Raw genomic sequence first — 23243 nt, 5'->3', positions numbered from 1 at the left:
CATGCACAAGCCTGCCCGGCGCCCCGCGCCCCGCCATGCCCGCCCGTCCCACCGCGGCCGCACCGCCGCCCTCGCCGCCACCGGCGCGCTCGCCATCACCGGCGCCGGCCTGTTCGGCCTCCAGTCCGCGCCCGGAGCCCAGGCCGCCACCGGTCCGACCGTCACCCAGGACCGGCTCGCCCCGGCCACGATGGTCGCCGGCCGGGCCGCCACGGCGACCCTCACCGTCCACTCCTCGTCCTGCTTCACCGCCAAGACCGTCGGCGTCGGCGTGCGCGACGCGGCCGGCAACAACCTCGACTTCCCCGGCAACGCCAGCAATGTGCCGATCTGCCCGTGGAGCTACACCTTCACCAGTGGCGCGCGCGCCCTGCCGGCCGGCACCTACACCCAGTTCGGGTTCTGGCAGGACTTCGGTGGCGCCTGGCACAACCTGCCGTCGCAGCAGCTCGTCGTCTCCGGCACCCCGACCCCGACCACCACCCCGTCGGCCACCCCCACCCCCACCCCCACGCCCACCCAGGCACCCACCCAGACGCCCACGCAGACCCCGAGCGCCACCGCCACCCCGAGCACCCCGGCGCCGTCCTCCCCGATCGCCGGCAAGTCGCTGACCTGGTCCGACGAGTTCAACGGCCCGATCAACTGGGGCCAGCGCTGGGTCGGCGACAAGAGCACCGCGTACAAGTACGGCAACCACAACCCGGACGACAACAAGCTCGACTGGCTGGACCCGAACAACGTCAGCGTGGCCAACGGCGTCGCCACCTTCACCGCCACCCCCGGCAGCAACACGCTGGAGAACGGCAAGCAGTCCTGGAACACCGGCTTCCTCACCACCGAGGGCTCCAGCGAGGGCTTCCAGGTCAAGACCGGCGACTACGCCGAGACCCGGGTCAAGCTGCCGGCCGGCTCCGGCGCCTGGCCGGCCCTGTGGACCTGGAAGAACGGCAACGGGGAGGTCGACTCCTTCGAGTACCACCCCGACAACCCGAACCTCCTGGAGCTGACCAACCACGTCAACCCGGGCAACTTCGACTACTACACCAACGCGAGCGCCGTCGCGAAGGACCAGTGGGTGACCATCGGCACCTACTACGGCGCCACCTCGGTGGACTGGTACGTCAACGGCGTGAAGGTGTTCTCGGACGGCAAGGGCGTCGGCGCGAACTTCTCGGCGTACCTGATCCTCAACCTGTCGGTGTGCGCGGGGCAGTACCACCCCGCGCCGCAGGGGACCGCCCCGATCACCTTCGCCGCCGACTACGTCCGCGTCTACCGGTAACCGCACCGGCACACGGTAGCCATCAGCCGGCAGCCGTCTCGACGACCCTGATGTCGAACGGCTGCCGGTTGTTGCGCGGGTGCCGGTCGTCCGGGCTGATCACCGTGACCTTCCCACCGGTCAGCAGGCCCGTATGCGCCATGGGGGAGATCCGCACCGTGACGAGCGCGGTCGCGCTGCGTCCCTCGGGCAGGCCGGGGCCGAAGGTGCAGCGCACCTCGCGGCCCAGGAACGCCTCGCAGTTCTCGGGGAAGTACGGGCCCACCGCCGTCACCTCCTCCGGCAGGGTGACGATCACGGTGAAGGGCGAGGCGGTGGTGTCCGGGCCGAGGTTGGCGACGAAGGCGTGCACGGTCGTGGTGCCGCCGGGCGGTGCGGGGCTGGGGTCGAGCCGGACGACCTCCAGGTCGGAGTCGGACAGCGCCGCGGCCCGGCTCGCCGGCGCGAGCTGCACGGCCGGACGGGGGTCGGGCCGCTGCCCGGCCCACGACGGGACGGCGGTCAGCGTCGCCACCGCACAGCCTGCCGCCACGGCCACCGTCAGCCACGTCCCGCTCCGTGCCGCGTTCCCAGCCCTGCCGCGAAGCCTCTTGCGCCTGCGCTCCATCGCCGTTCACCGTGCCCTCGTGCTCCGGCGGCCCGCGCCGTCGCGGGCCGCGTCCGCACCAGGGTGGCCGAGCGGCGGGCGGCCGTCGCCGCGCCCCGCCCTCCGTCCGCCCGAACGGAGGAACGTGTGCACAGGAAGTCGACCAGTCCGACTTCCTGCGCATGACACCTCAACTGACCACTCGTCAGGGCGCGAGGACCTGCCCCAGTCGGGCCGCGATCTTGTGCATCACGGAGACGAGCGACGCCGCGCCGTCCTGCTGCTCCAGCGCCCGGATGCGGGCCTCGGGGCCGGAGACCGACAGCGCCGTCGGCGTCGGCGCGCCCGGGACGGCGAGCGCGATGCAGCGCACCCCGATCTCCTGCTCCTGGTCGTCGACGACGTACCCGCGCTCGCGCGCCTCGGCGAGCTGGTGCAGCAGCTCCTGCGGGTCGGTGACGGTGTACTCGGTGTGCGCGGGCAGCGTGTTGGGGCCGAGTATGGCGCGGGCCTCCTCCTCGGGGAGCTGGGCGAGCAGCGCCTTGCCGACGCCGGTGCAGTGCGGCTGCACCCGCCGGCCGACCTCGGTGAACATCCGCATCGAGCGGCGCGACTGCACCTGCCCGACGTAGACCACCTCGCCGCCCTCCAGGACCGCGAGGTTCGCGGTCTCGCCGGTGGCCTCCATCAGCTCGGCCAGGTAGGGGCGGGCCCAGCTGCCGAGCAGGCGCCCGGCGGTCTCGCCGAGCCGGATCAGCCGGGGGCCGAGGGTGTAGCGGCGGGCGGTGTCCTGGCGGACGTAACCCTGCTGCACGAGGGTACGTACCAGGCGGTGGATGGTCGGCATCGGCAGGCCGGAGGTGGTGGAGAGCTCGCTGAGCGTCGCCACGCCGCCGGAGTCGGCCAGCGCCTCCAGGAGCTGGAAGGCGCGTTCGACGGACTGCACGCCGCCGCTCGCGCGGTCGGCGCCCGTCGTCGATGCTGTGTCGGGGGTCGCAACCACCGGCGTTCCCTTCGCTGTCGGGGAGGAGTAGAGTCCCGGCGATCACATCAACAAACCGTTGAAATTCTGTATCGCGGAAACTAGTCTCCACCTTACAGAATCGAATGCGCCGACAGGTGGGTTCGGATCAAGGAAGTTCCCCAAAGGAAGCTCCCACCGGAGCTCCCTTCGCCAGGCTCAACCGTCTTAGGAGTGTCCTGCTCATGGCCACAGATCAGGGACCCGGCGTCTCCCCCGCCGCTCCGGTCGTCACTGTCGCCGGTCCGCGCGTCCACCGGGCGGAGGAGGTGCTCACTCCGGAGGCGGTCGCCTTCGTCGTCGGCCTCCACCGCGCGTTCGAGGGCCGCCGGCAGGAACTCCTCGCCCGGCGGAAGACCCGGCGCGCCGAGATCGCGCAGGCGGGCACGCTCGACTTCCTCCCGGAGACCGCCGACGTCCGCGCCGGCGACTGGAAGGTCGCCGAGGCGCCGCGCGCCCTCCAGGACCGCCGCGTCGAGATCACCGGCCCCACGGACCGGAAGATGGTCATCAACGCCCTCAACTCCGGTGCGCGGATCTGGCTCGCCGACTTCGAGGACGCGACCTCCCCGACCTGGGAGAACGTCGTCAGCGGCCAGGTCAACCTGATCGACGCCTACGAGGGCCGGATCGACTTCACCAGCGACGCCGGCAAGGCCTACGCCCTCAAGCCCGCCGCCGAACTCGCCACCGTCCTGGTCCGCCCGCGCGGCTGGCACCTCGACGAGAACCACCTGCTCGTCGACGGCGTCCCGGTGGCCGGCGCGTTCTTCGACTTCGGCCTGTACTTCTTCCACAACGCGGCCCGGCTGCTCGCCAAGGGTCCGGAGGACCCCAACTCCGGCCCGTACTTCTACCTCCCGAAGACCGAGAGCCACCTCGAAGCCCGGCTCTGGAACGACGTGTTCACGCACGCCCAGGCGCAGCTCGGCATCCCGCACGGCACCGTCCGCGCCACTGTCCTGATCGAGACCATCACCGCCGCGTTCGAGATGGACGAGATCCTCTACGAGCTGCGCGACCACGCCGCCGGACTCAACGCCGGCCGCTGGGACTACCTGTTCTCGATCGTCAAGAACTTCCGCGACGCCGGCGAGCACTACATCCTGCCGGACCGCAACAGCGTCACCATGGCCTCGCCGTTCATGGCCGCCTACACCCGCCTGCTGGTGCAGACCTGCCACAAGCGCGGCGCCCACGCGATCGGCGGCATGGCCGCGTTCATCCCCAGCCGCAAGGACCCCGAGGTCAACGCGGCCGCCCTGGAGAAGGTCAGGGCCGACAAGGACCGCGAGGCCGGCAACGGCTTCGACGGCTCCTGGGTCGCCCACCCGGACCTCGTCCCGGTCGCCCGCGCCTCCTTCGACGCCGTGCTCGGCGAGCGGCCCAACCAGAAGGACAACCCCGGGCCGTCCGAGCCGGTCACCGCCGCCCAGCTGCTCGACATCGCCGGCGCCGGCGGCACCTGCACCCACGCGGGGCTGCACAACGCCGTCCAGGTCGGCGTCCGCTACATCGAGGCGTGGCTGCGGGGCCTCGGCGCCGTCGGCATCTTCAACATGATGGAGGACGCCGCCACCGCCGAGATCTCCCGCTCGCAGATCTGGCAGTGGATCCACAACGGCGTCGTGCTCTCCGACACCGGCGAGAAGGCCACCGCCGAGCTGGTGCGCGGCCTGGTCGCCACCGAGCTGGCCGAGCTCCGCGCCGAGCTGGGCGAGGCCGGGTACGCCGGCGGGCGCTGGCGCGAGGCCGCCCAGCTCTTCGAACAGGTCGCCCTGGCCGAGGAGTTCGCGGACTTCCTGACCCTCCCCGCGCTGCCCCTGCTGGGCTGACCCCAAGCTATCCGCCGGTGCCACCGCCGCACGCCTGCCGCGGTGGCGCATGCCGGCGGGCCACTACTCCGTTCCGTACGGCGACGAATCCACCTGTCCTCTCGTCGCCGTGCGGAACGGCCTTTTTTGCCACGGCCCCTTTGCCGTGGTCCTTGTTCCCGTGAGGAGTTCACCCATGGCACGCATCTTCTTCAACGGCCAGGCGATGGCCGGCGGACCGTTCCACGCCAAGGTCGCCGACGCGCTGATCGGGCCGGCCCGGACCGCCCCCGGCTACCGCTTCTTCTCCATCGACCACAGCGGCGGGACGGACGTCTGCCCGGGGCTGCTGGCGGACCCGGACGTGGACAGCGCGATCGACGGCGAGCTGTACGACATCAGCCTGGAGCGTCTGCGCGACGTCATCCTGCCCGGGGAGCCGCGTGAACTGGAGCTCGGCGTGATCGAGCTGGAGGACGGCTCCGCGTGCCTGTCGATGCTGCTCGCCCGCGGGGAGCTGGAGCGCGGCGTCCACCGCGAGATCACCCACCACGGCGGGTGGCGCGCCTACCTGGCGACGCTGGGGCGCACGGCCTGACCAAACCTGACCGGCCTGACCAAACCTGGCCAAGCCTGACCGGCCTGACGGCTGGGGGCTGTTCTAGGGGCCGACGGCAGGACAACCAAAGACGGATAACAGCGAACAGATAACAGATGACAACTTTCGTCATCTGTTATCTGTTCGCTGTTATCCGTTCGGCGCCCCCGGGCACGCCGCAGCCCCGGACCCTCGCCGTGGGTCCGGGGCTGCGGTCCGCGCGCCGGGTGTGGCGCGCGGAGTCCGGGTCACGCACCGTCCCTGGGCGGCCCGGAGTACAGGGAACGGAAGAGGAGCGGGCTACCGGTCCGTCAGACCGGGCGGGCCGCGAGCTCCTTCGCGGCGCGGGCGCAGTCGCGCGCGATGCGGTCCTCGTTGACGGTGGTCAGCTGCCCCTTCTCGACGACGGCGTTGCCGTTGACGAAGAGGACGGACAGCGGCGGAAGCGCGCCGAACGTCAGGGCCGCGACCGGGTCGGCGATGGACGAGTGCATGATCCCGTCGATCTTCCACAGCGCCAGGTCGGCGAGCTTGCCGGCCTCGATGGAGCCGATCTCGTTCTGCCGGCCGAGCACCCGCGCGCCGCCCATGGTGCCCAGGCGCAGCGCCTGGCGCCCGGTCAGCGCGGTCGGGTAGCCGTGCAGGCGGTTGATGAGCAGGGCGTTGCGCAGCTCGGTGCCGAGCTCGCCGGACTCGTTGGACGCGGTGCCGTCGACGCCGAGGCCGACCGGTACGCCGGCCTTGATCATGTCGGGCACGCGCGCGATGCCGGCCGCCAGGCGGGCGTTGGAGGAGGGGCAGTGGGCGACGCCGGTGCCGGTCTCGGCGAACTTGGCGATGTCGGAGTCGTTCATGTGGACGCAGTGCGCCATCCACACGTCCTCGCCGAGCCAGCCGACCGACTCGAAGTAGTCGGTCGGGCCCATGCCGAACAGCTCCTTGCAGAACTGCTCCTCCTCGGCGGTCTCCGAGCCGTGGGTGTGCAGCCGTACGCCCTTGCGGCGGGCGAGTTCGGCGGACTGCCGGAGCAGGTCGGTGGAGACGGAGAACGGGGAGCAGGGCGCGATGGCGACGTGCAGCATCGAGCCGAAGGAGGAGTCGTGGTACTTGTCGACGGCGGCCTCGGAGGCGGCGAGGATGTCGTCGAGCTCCTCGACGGCGTGGTCCGGGGGCAGGCCGCCGTCCTTCTTGCTGCGGTCCATGGAGCCGCGCAGCGCGGTGAAGCGCAGGCCGAGTTCCTGGACGGCCTCGACGGAGGCGCCGAGGACGTCGCCGCCGTCCTTGGGGAAGACGTAGTGGTGGTCGGAGGCGGTGGTGCAGCCGGACTTGAGGAGCGCGGCGGCGGAGCCCTGGCTGGCGGCGTGGACGAGCTTCTCGTCGATGCGGGCCCAGGTCGGGTAGAGGGCGACGAGCCAGTCGAAGAGGATGTTGTCCTGGGCGAGGCCGCGGGTGATCCACTGGTAGAAGTGGTGGTGGGTGTTGACCAGGCCGGGGGTGACGAGGTGGCCCTCGGCGTTGATCCGGCGCACGACGTTGTCCAGCCAGGCGGGGGCGGGGCCGCTGCCGACCGACTCGATCTTGTTGCCGAGGATGACCACGTGGCCGCGGGCGTGCTCGGTGTCGTTGGCGTCGACCGTCGCGATGGCGGCGTTCTCGATGACGATCCGCTGGTCGGCGGGTGGGGGCTGGACTGCCATGGTGTTGCTCCTATGGGGGAGGGCGAGAGCGGTGCCGCGTGCTGCGCGTCCGTGGAGGGGCGGCGGCGGGTGACGGGTGGGGGCGCGTCGAGCGGGCACGCGCCCCCACCCCGCCGGTCAGGACGGTGTCACCGTCGGCACCGTCGTGCCGGGTGGATCGCCGGCCGCTGCGCGGCGGGCGGCCCCGACGTGGTGGAAGAGGAGGTTGAGCAGGACGGCCGTCACGGTGCCGGCCGAGATCCCGGAGTGCATCAGGGTGCGGACGGCCTCCGGGAAGGCGTCGTAGAACGTGGGTACGGCGATCGGCACGATGCCGACACCGAGCGACACCGAGACGAGGATGGTGTTCGAGCCGGACTCCATGCCGGCCTCCGCGAGGGTGCGGATGCCGCTCGCCGCGACCGTGCCGAAGAGCACGATCCCGGCGCCGCCGAGGACGGGCTGCGGTACGAGGGAGACGAGTGAGCCGAGCACGGGGAAGAGCCCGAGCAGGATCAGGATGCCTCCGCCGGCCGCGACGACGTAGCGACTGCGGATCTTCGTCAGTGCCACGAGCCCGATGTTCTGGGCGAAGGCGCTGGCGGCGAAGCCGTTGAAGACCGGGCTGAGCGCGGTGGCCAGGCCGTCGGCGCGCAGGCCGGCGGCGAGCGTGGGTTCGTCGGCCTCGCGGTCGACTATTCGGCCGAGCGCGAGCATGTCGGCGGTGGACTCGGTCATCGAGACCACCATGACGATGCACAGCGAGACGATGGCGGCGGCGTCGAACTCGGGGGCGCCGAAGTGGAACGGGGAGGGGAGCGCGAAGACCTTCGCGTCCTTGACCGGGCCGAAGTCGGCGAGGCCCAGCGGGAAGGCGATCAGGGTGCCGAACGCCAGGCCGACGAGCAGGGAGAGCTGCTGCCAGAAGCCGCGCAGCAGCCGGTTGCAGAGCACCACCGCGACGAGGGTGATCGCGGCGAGGCCGATGGCCCGCATGGAGCCGAATCCGGGGGCGCCCGGCGAGCCGCCGCGCGCCCAGTTCACCGCCACCGGCAGCAGGGACACCCCGATGAGGGTGATCACGGTGCCCTGGACGACGGGTGGGAAGAACCGGATGAGCTTGCAGAAGTACGGTGCCGCGAGGAAGCACAGGACCCCCGCGACGATCACCGCGCCGAAGATCACCGGGAGGGCGTGCTTCGGTCCGTGTTCGTTGGCGATGGCGATCATGGGCGCGACGCCCGCGAACGACACGCCGTTCACGAACGGCAGCCGCGCGCCGATCTTCCAGACGCCGAGGGTCTGGAGCAGGGTGGCCAGTCCGGCGGTGAACAGGCTGGCCGAGATGAGCAGGGCGAGTTCGGCGGGGGAGAGTCCCACGCCGGCGCCGACGATGAGCGGGGGTGCGACGACTCCCGCGTACATCGCGGCGACGTGCTGGAGTCCGGTGGAGACGAGCTTCACCGGGGACAGCACCTCGTCCACGGGGTGGGTTCCCGGTCCGGGCGGCGTGCCGGGGAGGCCTGGGACGCCGCCCGGACCGGAAGATCTTGCAGGGGTGGAACCGCCGTCGGTGGTGCTGGTGTTGCTGGGTGCCATGTCGAGCCCCTCTTGTGCCCGCGGCTCCCGGCGCGCCCGTGGCGCTGGAGACTGCCGGATACTTCCCTGGCCGAGGGCGGGACGGCGGTGCAAGAGTCCCTCGGCCGGCCTCTCCAGTGCCCCGGGCCGGCCGCCGTGAGGCAGGCACGAACTCCGGTGGGTGGGGGTGGAGAAACACGTGGAGCAGGTAGTGACAAGGGTGGTGCTGGAGGTGCTGCAAGGGGTGGTGCCGGAGGTGGTGCGAACCGCCCGGACTCGGCCGGCCGATGAGGGCCGGAGGGTGCGGCGATGCCGGGCGGTGTCCATGGTGGGGGAGGTCAGACGACCGGGATGACCGGGACGACGCCCTCGCGGTGCACGGTGCCCTCGATGAGGCCGTACATGCGGTCCGCGGCGTAGTAGACCTCGTTGTCGTTCTTGAGGCCGAAGGGCTCCAGGTCGACGAGGAAGTGGTGCTTGTTGGGCAGCTCCAGGCGGACCTCGTCGACCTCGGCACGGTTGTTGAGGACCCGGGTGCCCATCGAGTGCAGGGTCTGCTGCAGCGAGTAGGAGTAGGTCTCGGCGAAGGCCTCCAGCAGGTGCCGCTTCACGTGGGTGTAGGAGCGGTTCCAGTTGGGCTGGGCCTCGCCGTCGCGGCCGCTGTAGCCGTACTTCCAGCGGGCCGTCACCTGGGTGGCGAGGATCCGGTCGTAGGCTTCCTGCAGGGTGGTGTACTTGTCCTTGATGTAGCCCCAGAACTCCGAGTTGGTGGAGTTCATGACGATGAGGTCCTTGAGGCCGGAGATGACCTGGACGGTCTCGCCGTCGTAGACGACCTCGGTGGTGCGGGTCTCCTGGCCGGTGCGGACGAAGGAGTGGCCGACCTCCTCGGAGCCGATGAAGCGGGCCGAGCTGTCCGGGGTCTTGATCCGGTCCCAGGAGTACTCCTCGATCCGGATGCGTGCGCTGTGGACGACGCCGCGCTCGGTGTCGTCGACGAAGTGCCGCGCGAGGATGATGCCGAAGGCCTCGGCCGACTCGATCCCGTACTCCTTGGCGAAGGCGTAGACGGTGTTCTTGGTGGTGTCGGTGGGGAGGCAGTTGGCGTTGGAACCGGTGAGGTGGACGTCCTCGAACTCGCCCTGGAGGGAGACCGAGACGTTCAGGTCCTTGATCTCGTGCCGGGTGGAGTCGCGGTAGACGCGTACGATGCGGTTCTCCGCCTTGCCGTACTGGTTCTGACCGAGCACGTGGGCCATGACTTTGGCTCCTTGAGCTTCCAGGTCGGTCTACTAGCTTCCGCGGTAGACCGAGTATCCGAACGGGTTCAGCAGCAGCGGCACGTGGTAGTGGTGCTGCGCGGGCGCGACCGTGAAGACGATCGAGACCTCGGGGAAGAACGGCTGCTCCGCGGACCGCCGCGCGTAGTACGCGGCGGTGTCGAAGAGCAGCCGGACGACCGAGCCCGCCTCCACGGCCGGCAGGTCCTTGGCCCGGCCGTCGGAGTCCGTGGCGGAGGTGCCGAGCACCTTCCAGCCACCCTCGGTGTGCAGTGCGAGCTCGACCGGGACGCCCTCGGCCGGGCGGCCGAGGCTGGTGTCGAGCACGTGGGTGGAGATGCCAGTCATGGGTGAAGTGACCTTACTGATGGCAGATGTGGGGTTGCTTCGCCGAGCGCGGCGCGGCCTCGCGATGATCTGACGAATCGTCAGAAATTAAGATCCGTCGGGTCGGTCGCGGATCGTGCCGGGAAGCGGAACCGACGATACGTCAGAACCGGCTCAGGACTCGTCGAGCAGCCGGTTGATGCGGATGTCGTTGATCTTGCGCAGCTCGCCCCGGACGATCTCCGCCTCGGCGGCGGGGTCGTTGGGGTGGCGCTCGCGCAGGGCGGCGAGCATGGTGGCCGCGGTACGGCCGGTCGCGCAGATCAGGAACACGTGGCCGAACTTCGCCTCGTAGGCGGCGTTGGCCTCGTGCAGTTCGTCGAGGAGCGCTTGGTCCACGCCGTGGATGCCGGCCTGTTCGCGCTCGGAGGTGGCGTCGCCCGCCTTGGGCTTGCCGATCCGGGCGTGGCCGGCCATCGCGTCGTGCAGGTCCGCGACCGTCAGCGACCGCATCGCCGCCGCGTTGGCGGCGAGCAGGGTGCTGCGGTCCGACCAGGGCTTGGCCTCCGCGACGGCGGCGGCCCAGCGGGGGCTGGAGCAGATTTCCAGCAGGATCGCCTCAAGCTCGGCGGCGTCGGCCGCCGCGAGGGCGTCGAGGGCGTGGGGGTGGTTGGTCACAGGTGGACCTCCTGAAGAGTGGTGCCACCCGCACAAGCTAGATCGGCCCCACCCGGCCGTCAACACTTTGTTTAACGGTTGGTGGTTACGTTTTGGGCGGGCCCGTGTTGCCGGGCCGTTTCGTGTGCGATTCGCCAAGTGTGCCCCGCCGGAGGGCGGCCCACACTGGAACGCACCGGCGGGGCTGCCCGTTTTGGGAGGGTTCCGCCGGCGGTGCCCACGGGTGCCTCAGGAGGACTTCGAGCCGTCCTGGCGGTTGAGGTAGTTGTACACGGTGAAGCGGCTGACGCCGAGCGCCGAGGCGACGGTCTCGACCCCGTGGCGGACGGTGAAGGCGCCGCGCTCCTCCAGGAGGGCGACGACCCGCTGCTTCTCCCAGCGGTCGAGCTCGGCCAGCGGGCGGCCGTCGAACTGGCGGGTCATCTCGGCCAGCAGCCGGTCCAGCGCGCTGCTCAGGTGCGGCAGCCGGACGGCGAGCGCCGGGGCGCCCTCCCACTCCAGGACGACGTCCTCGGCCTTCGCCTCGCCCAGCGGGACGGGCGTCGCGCCGACCGCGTCCAGCAGCGGCTTGACGGCCGCGGCGAGCGGGTGTTCCACGTGCTCGGTCACGGCGTACCGCCCTCCTCCCGCGTCGCGTCGGCCACCGCGCCGCCGTTGCCCTCGCCGTCGCCCAGCACGCTGACCTGGACCGAGATCCGGGTCGCGCCGGCGTCCAGGGTCTCGCGGAGCAGCCTGGTCACCGCGGTGAGGACCTGGTCGGCCTCGCCCTCGGCGCCGGTCCCGAAGGGGCCGACCGAGACGGCCAGGCCGGCCTCGTCGACGACCTTGCGGGCCGCCGCGGCGTGCTCGGGGAACGTGTCCAGCTCGAACGGTTCTGTCGTGAACTCCACCATCAATCGCACCCGCTCACTCTAGCGAGCGGGGGTGGGACGGGGCAGGCCCTGGGTGATCGGACAGCGCCGGGCCCTTCGCGGAGGGGTTTCCGGGCCACTTCAACAAATTGTTGCGGCGGCCTTGACAGTCGATCGGCGGGGCGGAGATGCTTCCACCACGCAGAATCCCTCTTCCGGATTGTGGAAGTTGAGGATGTCGGAAGAGAGTGAGAGGTGAGTGACGTGACGGCAGCTTCCCGGCACAGCTTCACGGTCAACCTGTCGATCCTGTTCGGTGAGCTCCCGCTGCTGGAGCGCCCGGCCGCTGCCGCCGCCGCCGGCTTCACGGCCGCCGAGCTGTGGTGGCCCTTCGGCGAGGAGCACGCCCCCTCGCAGGCCGAGCAGGACGCGCTCCGCAAGGCCTTCACCGACGCGGGCGTACGGCTCACCGGCCTCAACTTCCTGGACGACCTGAGCAAGGGCGTCCGCGGTACGGTCTCGGTGCCGGCCGACAAGGAGCGCTTCCGGGCCAACGTCCCGGTCGCCGCCGAGCTCGCCGCCTCGCTCGGTGCCACCGCGCTCAACGCGCTGTACGGCAACCGGGTCGAGGGTGTGGACCCGGCCGAGCAGGACGCGCTCGCGCTGGAGAACCTGGTGCTGGCCGCGAAGGCCGCGCACGAGATCGGCGCGATCCTGCTGATCGAGGCCCTCAACGTGGTCGAGTCCCCGGACTACCCGCTGGTGTCGGCCCCCGCCGCGGTCGAGATCGTCGACAAGGTCAACGCGGCCACCGGGCTCGGCAACGCCAAGTTCCTCTGCGACCTCTACCACCTGGCCAAGAACGGCGAGGATCTGGCGGCCGTCATCGACACCTACGCCGACCGCATCGGCCACGTGCAGATAGCCGACAACCCGGGCCGCAACGAGCCCGGCACCGGAGAGCTGGACTTCGAGGACCTCTTCGCCCGCCTCTCCGCCGCCGGCTACGCCGGCTCGATCGGCCTGGAGTACCGCCCCTCCACCGGCGTCAGCGCCGACAGCTTCGGGTGGCTGCCGCGCGAGCTGCGCGCCGCGAAGTAGCGCCGCGCCGCGAGGCGGCACCGCGCCACCGGGCGCGCCGCGCCGCGAGCGCGCCCCGGCCCGTCCCGCGGGCCGGCCACCCGGCCCTCCCCACCTACGTACAAAGGAACGACGCGATGAGCCGCAAGATCGCCTTCGTCGGCCTCGGCATCATGGGCAAGCCCATGGCCATCAACCTGGTCAAGGCCGGGCACGACGTCACCGGTTTCGACCTCTCCCAGGACTCGATCGACGCCGTCGTCGCGGCCGGCGGCCGGGGTGCCGCCAGCATCGCCGAGGCCGTCAAGGACGCCGAGGTCGTCATCACCATGGTCCCGGCCGACCCGCACGTCGAGGCGGTCATCCTCGGCGAGGGCGGCGTGCTGGAGAACGTGAAGGCCGGCACCCTCGTGATCGACATGTCCTCGATCACCCCGCAGACCTCCATCAAGGTCGGCAAGGCCGCCGTGGAGAACGGCGTGCGCGCCCTGGACGCCCCGGTGTCCGGCGGCGAGGCCGGTGCCGTCGAGGCCGTCCTGTCCATCATGGTCGGCGGCGAGGCCGCGGACTTCGCCGAGGCGAAGCCGCTGTTCGACGCCCTCGGCACCACGGTGGTCCACGTCGGCCCGGCCGGCGCCGGCCAGACTGTCAAGGCCGCCAACCAGCTGATCGTGGCCGTCAACATCCAGGTCCTGGCCGAGGCCGTGGTCTTCCTGGAGAACGCGGGCGTCGACCTCGCCGCCGCGCTGGACGTGCTCGGCGGCGGCCTGGCCGGCTCGACCGTGCTCAACCGCAAGAAGGCGAACATGCTCAACCGCGAGTTCGCCCCGGGCTTCCGGATCGACCTGCACCACAAGGACATGGGCATCGTCACCGACGCCGCCCGCGCCGTCGGTGCCGCACTGCCGGTCGGCGCCGTGGTGGCCCAGCTGGTCGCCTCCGCCCGCGCCAACGGCGACGGCTCGCTCGACCACTCGGCGCTGCTGCGCGGCGTCGAGCGGCTCTCGGGCCGCGAGGTCAAGTAACCCGCCGGGCTCCCCCGGGGAGCCCGCACAGACTCCTCCTGGTGGCGTGTACCTATCCGGTCGTGCCCGCGCCACCAGGAGGCCAGGCCCGACCGGCAGCCGGGCCGGGGCTCATCCGCCCGCCTGCCGGTCGAACCAGCCGGTGACGCGTCCTCCCTGTCGGGGGCACTTCGGTCGTGCCAGTGACGCGTCGCCCGGCCCCCTCCCTGCCGAGGGGAGCCCCTCGTACGTCGGAAGCGGGACGAGGGGAACGGCGGGAGGGGGCCGCCCTCCGGGGCCGCCCAGCTCAGTGCCGGCCCTGACCGGCATCGTCCGGGCAGGGGATGGCACTCCCGGGCCGCCCGGGCCCAAGCTTGAAGAACCAGCCGCACCCGTACGGAAGTGAGGACCGCGCCATGCCCGCCACCCCCCACCAGGGCCATGTGGTCGTAGCTCCCGACAAGTTCAAGGGCACCCTGGAGGGCGCCGAGGTCGCCGCCCGGATCGCCGCCGGCATCCGCCGCGCCGCGCCCGGCACCGAGGTGCGCGAACTGCCCGTCGCCGACGGCGGCGAGGGCACCCTGGCCGCCGCGCTCGCGGCCGGCTTCACCCGCGTCCCGGCCAAGGTGGCCGGCCCCACCGGCCTGCCGGTGGACGCCGCGCTCGCGGTGCGGGGCGACACCGCCGTGGTCGAACTGGCGCAGGCCTCCGGCCTGGCCCGGCTCCCCGGCGGGCGCACCGCCCCGCTCGCGGCCGGCTCCTTCGGCGTCGGCCAGCTGATCGGCCGGGCGGTCGCGCTCGGCGCCAAGCGGATCGTGCTCGGCCTCGGCGGCAGCGCCTGCACGGACGGCGGCGCGGGCATGGTCCAGGCGCTCGGCGTCAGCCTGCGCGACGCGGACGGCAACGAACTCGCGCCCGGCGGCGCCGCGCTGCGCAGGCTCGCGACGATCGACCTCGGCCCGCTGGCCGACGTGCTGGCCGGCGTCGAGGTCGTCGTGGCCTGCGACGTCGACAACCCGCTGCTCGGCCCGCGCGGCGCCACCGCCGTCTACGGCCCGCAGAAGGGCGCGGACGGCGACGACCTGGTGGTCCTGGAGGAAGGCCTGACCCGCTTCGCGGACAAGGTCGCCGAGGCCGCCGGGCGGGACGTGCGCGAGGCCCCCGGCGCCGGGGCCGCGGGCGGGGTGGGCTTCGCCGCCCTCGCCCTGCTCGGCGCCACCATGCGACCCGGTATCGAGCTGCTGCTCGAACTGCTGGGTTTCGACGAGGCCGTGCGTGGGGCACGCCTCGTCGTCACCGGCGAGGGCTGCCTGGACGCGCAGACGCTCCACGGCAAGGCCCCCGCCGGCGTCGCCGCGGCGGCCACTCGGGCGGGGGTTCGGGTGGCCGCTGTGGCGGGGCGGCTGGAACTGTCGGAGAGCGAGTGGCGCTCGGCCGGCTTCACCACCGCGATCGCCCTCACCGACCTGGCCGAGCAGCCCGGCGACAGCATGACCAAGGCCGCCGAACTGGCCGAGACCGCGGGGGAGCGGCTGGCCGGGGCACTGCTGAGCGGCTGAGCCGTGCACCCGCGTACGCGTGGCGGCCAGGGCGCGCGAACACTCGTACGTTCCTCCATTGACGTTTTGTTGAAGGCGGGCCTAGGCTCCCGGCAATCCTTCGGTTCCCTCCTTCTCCGAGCGCCCCGGACGACCGCCCACCCCGGCCGGTCCGGCGTCCCCGCACCCCCAACTCCCAGGTTTCGGAGGTCCCCCATGCCTGTCAGCCAGCCCACGGTGATCCGCTCCCGGCGGGTGGTCCTGCCCGACGGCGAGCGCCCCGCGGACGTGCTGATCCGGGACGGGAAGATCGCGCAGATCGCCGCGCACGGCTCGCTGCTCGCCGGTGACCGCCGGCTCGTCGACCTCGGCGACACCGCGCTGCTCCCCGGCCTGGTCGACACCCACGTGCACGTCAACGAGCCCGGCCGCACCGAGTGGGAGGGCTTCGCCACCGCCACCCGGGCCGCCGCGGCCGGCGGCGTCACCACGATCATCGACATGCCGCTCAACTCCGTCCCGCCCACCACCACCGTGGACGGACTGGCCGTCAAGCGGAAGGCCGCCGAGGGCCAGACCTGGGTCGACCTCGGCTTCTGGGGCGGCGCCATCCCCGGCAACGCCGCCGACCTCGAACCCCTGCACCGCGAGGGCGTGTTCGGCTTCAAGAGCTTCCTCGCCCCCTCCGGCGTCGACGAGTTCCCGCACGTCGAGGCGGCCGACCTGGAGACCGCCCTGGCCGAGCAGGCCCGGATCGGCGCCCTCGCGATCATCCACGCCGAGGACCCCGCCGTCCTCGCCGCCGCCCCGCAGCAACCCGGCGTCCACTACCGGGACTTCCTCGCCTCCCGCCCCGCCGACGCGGAGACCGCGGCCGTCGCCCGGCTGCTCGACACCGCCCGGCGCACCGGCGCCCGCGTCCACATCCTGCACGTGTCCTCCGCCGCCGTCCTGCCGCTGCTGCGCCAGGCCCGCGAGGACGGCGTGCGGGTGACCGCGGAGACCTGCCCGCACTACCTGACCCTCGCGGCCGAGCAGGTGCCGGACGGCGACACCGCGTTCAAGTGCTGCCCGCCGATCCGCGACGAGTCCAACCGCGACGCGCTGTGGGCGGCCCTGGCGGCGGGCGAGTTCATCGCCGTCGTCTCCGACCACTCGCCGTCCACCCCCGACCTCAAGCTGCTGCCCGCGCACGGCGGCAGCGGCGACTTCGCCGCGGCCTGGGGCGGCATCGCCTCCCTCCAGCTCGGCCTGCCGGCCGTCTGGACCGAGGCCCGCCGCCGCGGCCACACCCTCGGCGACGTCGTGCGCTGGATGGCCTCCGGACCGGCCGAGCTGGCCGGCCTGAGCGCCACCAAGGGCGCCATCGAGGTGGGCCGCGACGCGGACCTGGTCGCCTTCGACCCGGACGGCGAATTCGCCGTCCACGCCAACGAGTTGCACCACCGCAACCCCGTGACCCCGTACGCCGGGCTGACCCTGGCCGGCGCCGTGCGCACCACCTGGCTGCGCGGCCGGGTCGTGGACACCGCCGCCGAGCCGTTCGGCCGGCAGCTGGCCCGCCCGGCCGCCCCCGCCCCCGCGGCCGCCCCGCCCGGGTCGAACTGACCCGCGCCGCCCGGCCCGCACCCACCCGCACCGACTCGCACCGACTCGAACCGAGGAGACGACGTGACCACCGCCGACACCCCGAGCGCTCCCTTCACAGAGCTGGTCAACCTGGCCTCCCGGCTGCTGGGCGCGGGCGTCGTCGCCACCAACGAGGACACCTTCGCCGACGCCGAGAACCTGCTGGTCGCCAAGCCCGCCGAGTTCCGCCCGCACACCTTCGGCCACAAGGGCCAGATCATGGACGGCTGGGAGTCCAAGCGCCGCCGCGGCGTCTCGGCCGACCAGCCGCACCCCACCGACCAGGACCACGACTGGACGATCGTCCGGCTGGGCTCCGGCGGCGTGATCCGCGGCGTGATCGTCGACACCGCCCACTTCACCGGCAACTACCCGGAGAGCGCCCGCGTCGAGGCCGCGTCCGTACCGGGCAGGCCCTCGCCCGAGGAGGTCGCCGCCGCCGAGTGGACGACGCTGGTGCCGCGCACCGCGCTCAAGGGCGACACCGTCCACGAGTTCGCCGTCGAGGACGACACCCGCTACACCCACGTGCGGCTGAGCATCTTCCCGGACGGCGGCGTCGCCCGCCTGCGCGTGCACGGCGAGGTGCTGCCCGACCCGCGCGAGCTCGACGGCCTGACCTTCGACCTCGCCGCCCAGGAGTACGGCGGCGTGGCCGAGGCGGCGTCCGACCGCTACTTCTCCTCCCCGCACAACCTGAACGCTCCCGGTCGCGCCTCCGTCATGGGCGAGGGCTGGGAGACCCGGCGTCGGCGCGACAAGGCCAACGACTGGGTGCAGATCGCCCTGGCCGGGGGCGGTGAGGTCCTGGCCGCCGAGGTGGACACCACCCACTTCGTCGCCAATGCCCCCGGCTGGGCCGACCTCGTCGGCTTCGACGCCTCCACGGGCGGGAACCCCTCCGAGGGCGCGGACGGCGAGTGGTTCGAGATCCTGCCCCGCACCCGCCTGCAGCCCGACACCCGCCACCGCTTCCGGCTCGACGTCGGCCGACCGGTGACCCACGTGCGCATCAACGTCTACCCGGACGGCGGCCTCGCCCGCCTGCGCCTCACCGGCCGGCTCACCGAGGCGGGCCGCGCGGCCCTCGCGCTGCGCTGGTTCAACGCCGTCCCGGCCGCCGAGGCCGCCGCCGCGCTCGCCGAGGCAGGCCTGAGCGCCGACGAGGCCGCCGCGCTGACCGCCGCCCGCCCGCTGGCCGACCCGGCCGCGGCCACCGCGGCCGTCGCCGCGCTCCAGCCGTCCGACGGTCCCGACGGCGAGCACTCCTCGCGGCGCCGCTCGGCGCTCTGGCGCCTGCTCGGCGTCTGAGCCCCCGCCCGGTCCACCTCCTCCCCTCGTCACGCACCGCCTGTTCCGACACCTGAAGGACCCCTCCATGTCCAAGATCCTGACCACGGAGTCCGGCGCCCCGGTCGCCGACAACCAGAACTCGGCCTCGGCCGGCGAGTACGGCCCGCTGCTGATCCAGGACCAGCAGCTGCTGGAGAAGCTCGCCCGCTTCAACCGCGAGCGCATCCCGGAGCGCGTGGTGCACGCCCGCGGCTCCGGCGCCTACGGCTACTTCGAGGTCACCGACGAGGTCTCGCAGTACACCCGGGCGGACTTCCTCTCCGAGGTCGGCAAGCGCACCGAGGTCTTCCTGCGCTTCTCCACCGTGGCCGGCGCCCTCGGCTCCAGCGACGCGGTGCGCGACCCGCGCGGCTTCGCGCTGAAGTTCTACACGGGCGAGGGCAACTACGACCTCGTCGGCAACAACACCCCGGTCTTCTTCATCAAGGACCCGGTGAAGTTCCCCGACTTCATCCACTCGCAGAAGCGCGACCCGTACACGGGCGTGCAGGAGGCCGACAACGTCTGGGACTTCTGGGCCCACTCGCCGGCCTCCACCCACCAGATCACCTGGCTGTTCGGCGACCGCGGCATCCCGGCCTCCTACCGCCACATGAACGGCTACGGCTCCCACACCTACCAGTGGGTCAACGCCAACGGCGACGCGTACTGGGTGAAGTACCACTTCAAGACCAACCAGGGCATCCGCTCCCTGGACGGCGACCAGTCCGCCGAGGTGCTCGGCGCCGACGCCGACTCCCACCAGCGCGACCTCCACCAGGCCATCGAGCGCGGCGTGTTCCCGTCCTGGACCCTCTACGTCCAGCTGATGCCGGTCGCCGAGGCCGCGGACTACCGCTTCAACCCCTTCGACCTCACCAAGGTGTGGCCGCACGCCGACTACCCGCTGGTCAAGGTCGGCCGCCTGGTGCTCAACCGGAACCCGGAGAACGTCTTCGCCGACGTCGAGCAGTCCGCGTTCTCGCCGAACAACTTCGTGCCCGGCATCGGTCCGTCCCCGGACAAGATGCTCCAGGGCCGCCTGTTCGCCTACGCCGACGCCCAGCGCTACCGCCTCGGCGTCAACCACACCCTGCTGCCGGTCAACGCGCCGCGCGCCACCGAGGCCAACAACTACGGCCGCGACGGCTTCATGGCCGCCAACAGCGCCGGCCGCGCCAAGAACTACGAGCCCAACTCGTACGACGGCCCGGCCCAGACCGACAACGCGCTCGCCGCGCCGGTCAAGCTGGACGGCCACACCGGCACCTACACCACGCCGGCCCACACCAAGGACGACGACTTCTTCCAGGCCGGCGAGCTCTACCGCCTCATGTCGGCCGGCGAGAAGACCCGCCTGATCGACAACATCGCGGGCTTCCTGGCCCAGGTGACGCGCGACGACATCGTCGAGAAGAACCTGGCCCACTTCCACGCCGCCGACGAGGAGTACGGCGCCCGCCTGGAGGCGGCCGTCGCCAAGCTCCGCGCGGGCGACGAGGGCTGACGCGGGCTCCGCCCACTCCGCCCCCTCCGCTCCTCCTCCACCCTCACCGGCCGCCGGGGCCCGCACCCCGGCGGCCGCACGACGGGCCTTCCCCCCTGGGCAGTGGGGGAGGGCCCGTCGCGGCGTTTTCCGCCCCCGCGTGCCTCCGTGCGCCGCCCGGCAAATCCGTGAATACGGAGCTGCACGGAATATTCACGGAGAGCAGTTGCCGGAGCCCTCGGGTCGATAGGCTGGAGGACGCCCGCGGTCGCTCCGTGGGGGACATCGGAAGGGGACGACATGTCGACACCAGCCCCGGGTCGTCACGCCGCGCTGGACCAGGGACTGCCCGGTCCGTTCACCTCCCTGCAGCACGCCCTCAGACTGCTGGAAGCCGTCGACCGGCACTCCGACGGCGCCACCCTGGTCGCCCTCGCCCGGGAGACCTCGCTCGGGCTGCCCACCGTGCGCCGGCTCGCGGAGATCCTGGAGATCGAGGGCTACCTCCAGTGCCAGGACGGCGGCTGGGTGCTCGGCGGCACCTTCGCGCTGCTCGGCCAGCACAACCGGGAGCAGCTCGTCCGCGCCCGGCTCAACCGCAAGCTCGCCGAGATCCGCGACGAGCTGGGCGCCGCCGTGTACTTCGGCCGCTACCACGACGGGGAGCTGACGGTCGAGGCGGTCTCCTCGTCCGAGTACGCCCCGCCGGTGCACGAGTGGGTGGACTTCCGGGCCACCGCGCACGCGAGCGCGATCGGCAAGTGCCTGCTCAGCCAGCTCGACTCGGACGGCCGGCGCGACCACCTCTCCCGCCACCCGGTCGCCCGGCTCACCTCCCGCACCGTCACCGACGCCGACCAGCTGATGCACCGTCTGGAGCGGCAGCCGGCCACCGTCCCGGTGCTGGACATCCAGGAGTACGCGCTCGGCACGGTGTGCGCGGCCGTCCCGGTGACGGCGGGCAGCACGGTCGGCTGCCTGGCGATGTCGATGCCGGTGGACAACGTGCACCGGCTCAGGGCGGCGGCCGAACTGCTCGCGGCCCGGGCGGCGCCGGTGATGCTGGCGATGGCGGTCTGAGCACCGCCGTCCGTTCGACGGAGCCCCACCGGAGAACCGGTGGGGCTCCGCGCGTTTCCCGGGGCGTTCTCCGGCGCACATCACTTATTAGACTCGATGTCGATAAGAGCCGCCGAAACCCTTGTCCCCGTCGCTACCCGCGAGTACGTTTCCCTGAGTCGAGCCGCCGCCCCGAGCCGCCGCCCCAGGTCAGGAGGGCCCGCCATGCCCCGATCCACCCCCGTTCCCGCCCTCGCCGCCCCTGCGGCCCGCGTGCACGAGAGCCTCGTCCTGGAGCCCCGGGACGTCCGCTTCGACTGGGCCGCCCTCCCGCTGCACTGGATCCCCGACGAGCCGATGGCCACCCACGTCATCAACGTGCTGCACCTGCTGCTGCCCGAGGGGGAGCGCTGGTTCGTCAAGGTGTTCAAGGAGGCGCTGCCACTGATCCGGGACGAGCAACTGCGGGAGGAGGTGCTCGGGTTCATCGGCCAGGAGGCCATCCACGCGGAGGCCCACCAGGAGGTCCTCGACCACCTCCTCGGGCAGGGGCTCGACCCGCGTCCGTACGTGCGGCAGGTCGCCTGGCTGTTCCGGCGCGTGCTCGGCGACAAGCCCGGCCTGTCGCCCGCCCGGCGGCGCGAGAACATCATCGAGCGGGTCGCGTTCATCGCGGCCATCGAGCACTTCACCGCCTTCCTCGGCAACTGGGTGCTCAACTCGCCCGGCCTGGACCGCGCCAAGGCCGACCCGACGATGCTCGACCTGCTGCGCTGGCACGGCGCCGAGGAGGTCGAACACCGCAGCGTGGCCTACGACCTGATGGTCCACCTCGACCCGGGCTACCTGCGCCGGATCCGCGGGATGGCCGTCTCCGGGCCGCTGCTGGTGCACCTGTGGGTGCGCGGCGCCCGGTTCATGCTCGCCGCCGACCCCACCCTGGACGGGCGGATCAAGCCCACCTGGCGCGAGGCCGGCCGGATCGCCAAGCGCGGGCTGCTGCCCGACCCGGTCAATTCGATCCGCTCGGGCCTGCGCTACCTCAAGGCCGGCTACCACCCGACCCAGGAGGGCTCCTCCAGTCAGGCCCTCGGCTACCTCGCGACCTCCCCGGCCGCCCGCGCCGCGGCGGTGGCGGGGAGGGGGTGACGGCTGACAGATAACAGATTTCAGATAACAGAAAACGTCATCTGTTATCTGAAATCTGAAAGTTGTCAGCCGTCAGCCGTCGGCGGTTGCCCGCCACGAGCCACCAGCCGCCCCCGCCCGCCCCCGCCCGCCCCCGCCCGCCCCGACGCCAAGGACCCGCCGGATGGACCTGCTCAACCCGCCCCCCGACCTCTACGGCCGCCCCGGCGCCGACGGCTTCATGCGGCGGATCACCGCCTTCAGCGACCGCTACTCCCCGGCCGTCGGCGGCCCGCTGCTGCGCCGCAACCCCCGCCGCCCGTTCAGCCGGCCCACCCCGCTGCTGCAACTGGTCGTCGCCGCCCGCCGCGAACTCGCCACCGACGTCGTCGAGTTGACGCTGGCCGACCCCTCCGGCGGCCCGCTGCCCGGCTGGCAGCCCGGCGCCCACCTGCGACTCGCCCTGCCCTCCGGCCGCGAGCGCCACTACTCCCTCAGCGGCGACCCCGCCGACCCCGCCACCTACCGGATCGCCGTCCGCCGGCTCCCCGGAGGCGGCGGAGGGTCCGTCGAGATCCACGACACCCTCCACCGCGGCACCCGCCTCACCGCCCGCCGCCCCCGCAACGGCTTCGCGTTCTGCGCCGAGCCCACCGTCCTCCTCCTCGCCGGCGGCATCGGCATCACCCCCCTCCTCCCCATGGCCCGCGAGGCGCAGCGCCACGGCCTCGACTGGCGGCTCGTCCACGTCGGCCGCAGCGCCGACACCCTCCCGTACGCGGACGAGCTGCGCGCCCTCGACCCGCGCCGGGTCGTGCTGCGCACCGACGACGAGCACGGCGGCGTCCCGACGGGCGACGAACTGCTCGCGCACGCCCCGCGCGGCGCGGCCGTCTACTGCTGCGGGCCGGCCCCGATGCTGGCCTCCGTCCAGCGGGCGCTGGACTCGTCCCCGGCCGGGGCCCTGCACTTCGAGCGCTTCGGGGCCGCCCCGATCGCCGGCGGCAAGCCCTTCACGGTGCGGCTCGGCGCGGACGGTCCGGCGCTCGACGTGCCGGCCGACCGGTCCGCCCTGGACGTGCTGCGCGAGGCCCGGCCGGACCTCCCGTACTCGTGCCACCAGGGTTTCTGCGGCACTTGCGAGGTCCGCGTGCTGGCCGGCGGCCCCGAGCACCGGGACCGCCGCCTCACCCCCGAGCAGCGGGCCGCCGGCGCCCTGCTGCCCTGCGTCTCCCGGGCCGCCGAGGGCGAGACCCTCGTCCTGGACCTCTAGCCGGACCCCTGACCCCCAGG

At 72.6% G+C, this 23243-nt stretch carries 20 protein-coding genes and 1 pseudogene; 12 read left to right on the top strand and 9 right to left on the bottom strand.

Translation table 11 applies throughout. The annotated features are described in order from the left end of the window. The first annotated feature begins 1 nt into the window (after position 1). Entirely contained in the window at positions 2-1285 is a 1284-nt protein-coding gene (locus ACFXDE_RS00995) for a hypothetical protein (protein ID WP_380489497.1), read from the top strand. Between the two features lie 22 nt (positions 1286-1307). Here the strand turns inward: ACFXDE_RS00995 and ACFXDE_RS00990 are convergent, their stop codons facing one another. Beyond that, the gene (locus ACFXDE_RS00990) at positions 1308-1799 is read right to left on the bottom strand and encodes a hypothetical protein (protein WP_380489495.1); all 492 of its coding nucleotides are present in this window, start codon (positions 1797-1799) and stop codon (positions 1308-1310) included. 277 nt (positions 1800-2076) lie between these two features. Then, entirely contained in the window at positions 2077-2874 is a 798-nt protein-coding gene (locus ACFXDE_RS00985; RefSeq protein WP_380489493.1) for an IclR family transcriptional regulator, read from the bottom strand. A 203-nt stretch (positions 2875-3077) separates the two neighbouring features. Between ACFXDE_RS00985 and aceB the strand changes: the two genes are divergently transcribed. Beyond that, positions 3078-4727 (top strand): malate synthase A, encoded by a 1650-nt coding sequence (gene aceB / locus ACFXDE_RS00980; RefSeq protein ID WP_380489491.1) that lies wholly within the window; start codon positions 3078-3080, stop codon positions 4725-4727. Between the two features lie 175 nt (positions 4728-4902). After that, positions 4903-5304 (top strand): gamma-glutamylcyclotransferase, encoded by a 402-nt coding sequence (locus ACFXDE_RS00975; RefSeq protein WP_380437808.1) that lies wholly within the window; start codon positions 4903-4905, stop codon positions 5302-5304. A gap of 311 nt (positions 5305-5615) precedes the next feature. Here the strand turns inward: ACFXDE_RS00975 and ACFXDE_RS00970 are convergent, their stop codons facing one another. The 7 genes from ACFXDE_RS00970 to ACFXDE_RS00940 all read right to left on the bottom strand — a co-directional run bounded on the left by ACFXDE_RS00970 (position 5616) and on the right by ACFXDE_RS00940 (position 11736). Then, positions 5616-7001, bottom strand: a complete 1386-nt coding sequence (locus tag ACFXDE_RS00970; protein ID WP_380437810.1) for an 8-oxoguanine deaminase — start codon at positions 6999-7001, stop codon at positions 5616-5618. A 117-nt stretch (positions 7002-7118) separates the two neighbouring features. Further along, on the bottom strand, positions 7119-8579 hold the full coding sequence (locus tag ACFXDE_RS00965; protein WP_380489488.1) for a nucleobase:cation symporter-2 family protein: 1461 nt from the start codon (positions 8577-8579) through the stop codon (positions 7119-7121). A 317-nt stretch (positions 8580-8896) separates the two neighbouring features. After that, a complete protein-coding gene (gene pucL / locus ACFXDE_RS00960; protein WP_380437814.1) occupies positions 8897-9817 on the bottom strand; it encodes a factor-independent urate hydroxylase in 921 nt (306 codons plus the stop codon). A gap of 33 nt (positions 9818-9850) precedes the next feature. After that, positions 9851-10186, bottom strand: coding sequence for a hydroxyisourate hydrolase (uraH, locus tag ACFXDE_RS00955; RefSeq protein ID WP_380489484.1), 336 nt, complete (start codon positions 10184-10186; stop codon positions 9851-9853). 153 nt (positions 10187-10339) lie between these two features. Beyond that, positions 10340-10843 carry a 2-oxo-4-hydroxy-4-carboxy-5-ureidoimidazoline decarboxylase gene (uraD, locus tag ACFXDE_RS00950; RefSeq protein ID WP_380489481.1) on the bottom strand — a complete coding sequence of 168 codons (504 nt, stop codon included), beginning with the start codon at positions 10841-10843 and terminating at the stop codon, positions 10340-10342. Between the two features lie 228 nt (positions 10844-11071). Continuing rightward, entirely contained in the window at positions 11072-11452 is a 381-nt protein-coding gene (locus tag ACFXDE_RS00945; protein WP_359957717.1) for a helix-turn-helix domain-containing protein, read from the bottom strand. Beyond that, positions 11449-11736 (bottom strand): thiamine-binding protein, encoded by a 288-nt coding sequence (locus ACFXDE_RS00940; protein WP_380437953.1) that lies wholly within the window; start codon positions 11734-11736, stop codon positions 11449-11451. The genes ACFXDE_RS00945 and ACFXDE_RS00940 overlap by 4 nt, the downstream gene beginning before the upstream one ends. A 213-nt stretch (positions 11737-11949) precedes the next feature. Between ACFXDE_RS00940 and ACFXDE_RS00935 the strand changes: the two genes are divergently transcribed. The 9 genes and pseudogenes from ACFXDE_RS00935 (at position 11950) to ACFXDE_RS00895 (ending at position 23223) form a co-directional block, all read left to right on the top strand. Then, entirely contained in the window at positions 11950-12795 is an 846-nt protein-coding gene (locus ACFXDE_RS00935) for a TIM barrel protein (RefSeq protein ID WP_380489478.1), read from the top strand. A gap of 116 nt (positions 12796-12911) precedes the next feature. After that, complete coding sequence (locus ACFXDE_RS00930) at positions 12912-13799, top strand: 2-hydroxy-3-oxopropionate reductase (protein ID WP_380489476.1); 888 nt, start codon at positions 12912-12914, stop codon at positions 13797-13799. Between the two features lie 395 nt (positions 13800-14194). Next, entirely contained in the window at positions 14195-15337 is a 1143-nt protein-coding gene (locus tag ACFXDE_RS00925; protein ID WP_380489473.1) for a glycerate kinase, read from the top strand. A 195-nt stretch (positions 15338-15532) separates the two neighbouring features. Continuing rightward, entirely contained in the window at positions 15533-16924 is a 1392-nt protein-coding gene (gene allB / locus ACFXDE_RS00920; protein WP_380489470.1) for an allantoinase AllB, read from the top strand. 63 nt (positions 16925-16987) lie between these two features. Beyond that, positions 16988-18043: pseudogene (gene alc, locus ACFXDE_RS00915) on the top strand (allantoicase); the annotation flags it as partial. 280 nt (positions 18044-18323) lie between these two features. Continuing rightward, complete coding sequence (locus tag ACFXDE_RS00910; RefSeq protein ID WP_380489468.1) at positions 18324-19784, top strand: catalase; 1461 nt, start codon at positions 18324-18326, stop codon at positions 19782-19784. A gap of 279 nt (positions 19785-20063) precedes the next feature. Beyond that, positions 20064-20843: an IclR family transcriptional regulator gene (locus ACFXDE_RS00905; protein WP_380437830.1), complete on the top strand. Its 780-nt coding sequence runs from the start codon at positions 20064-20066 to the stop codon at positions 20841-20843. A 204-nt stretch (positions 20844-21047) separates the two neighbouring features. After that, positions 21048-21971 carry a metal-dependent hydrolase gene (locus tag ACFXDE_RS00900; protein WP_380489466.1) on the top strand — a complete coding sequence of 308 codons (924 nt, stop codon included), beginning with the start codon at positions 21048-21050 and terminating at the stop codon, positions 21969-21971. A 163-nt stretch (positions 21972-22134) separates the two neighbouring features. Then, on the top strand, positions 22135-23223 hold the full coding sequence (locus ACFXDE_RS00895; RefSeq protein WP_380489464.1) for a PDR/VanB family oxidoreductase: 1089 nt from the start codon (positions 22135-22137) through the stop codon (positions 23221-23223). Positions 23224-23243 lie beyond the last annotated feature (20 nt).

The organism is Kitasatospora sp. NPDC059408 (genome assembly GCF_042751525.1).
In the GTDB taxonomy this organism is placed as follows: Bacteria; Actinomycetota; Actinomycetes; order Streptomycetales; family Streptomycetaceae; genus Kitasatospora.
This window is presented reverse-complemented; position numbering and strand designations above follow the sequence as displayed.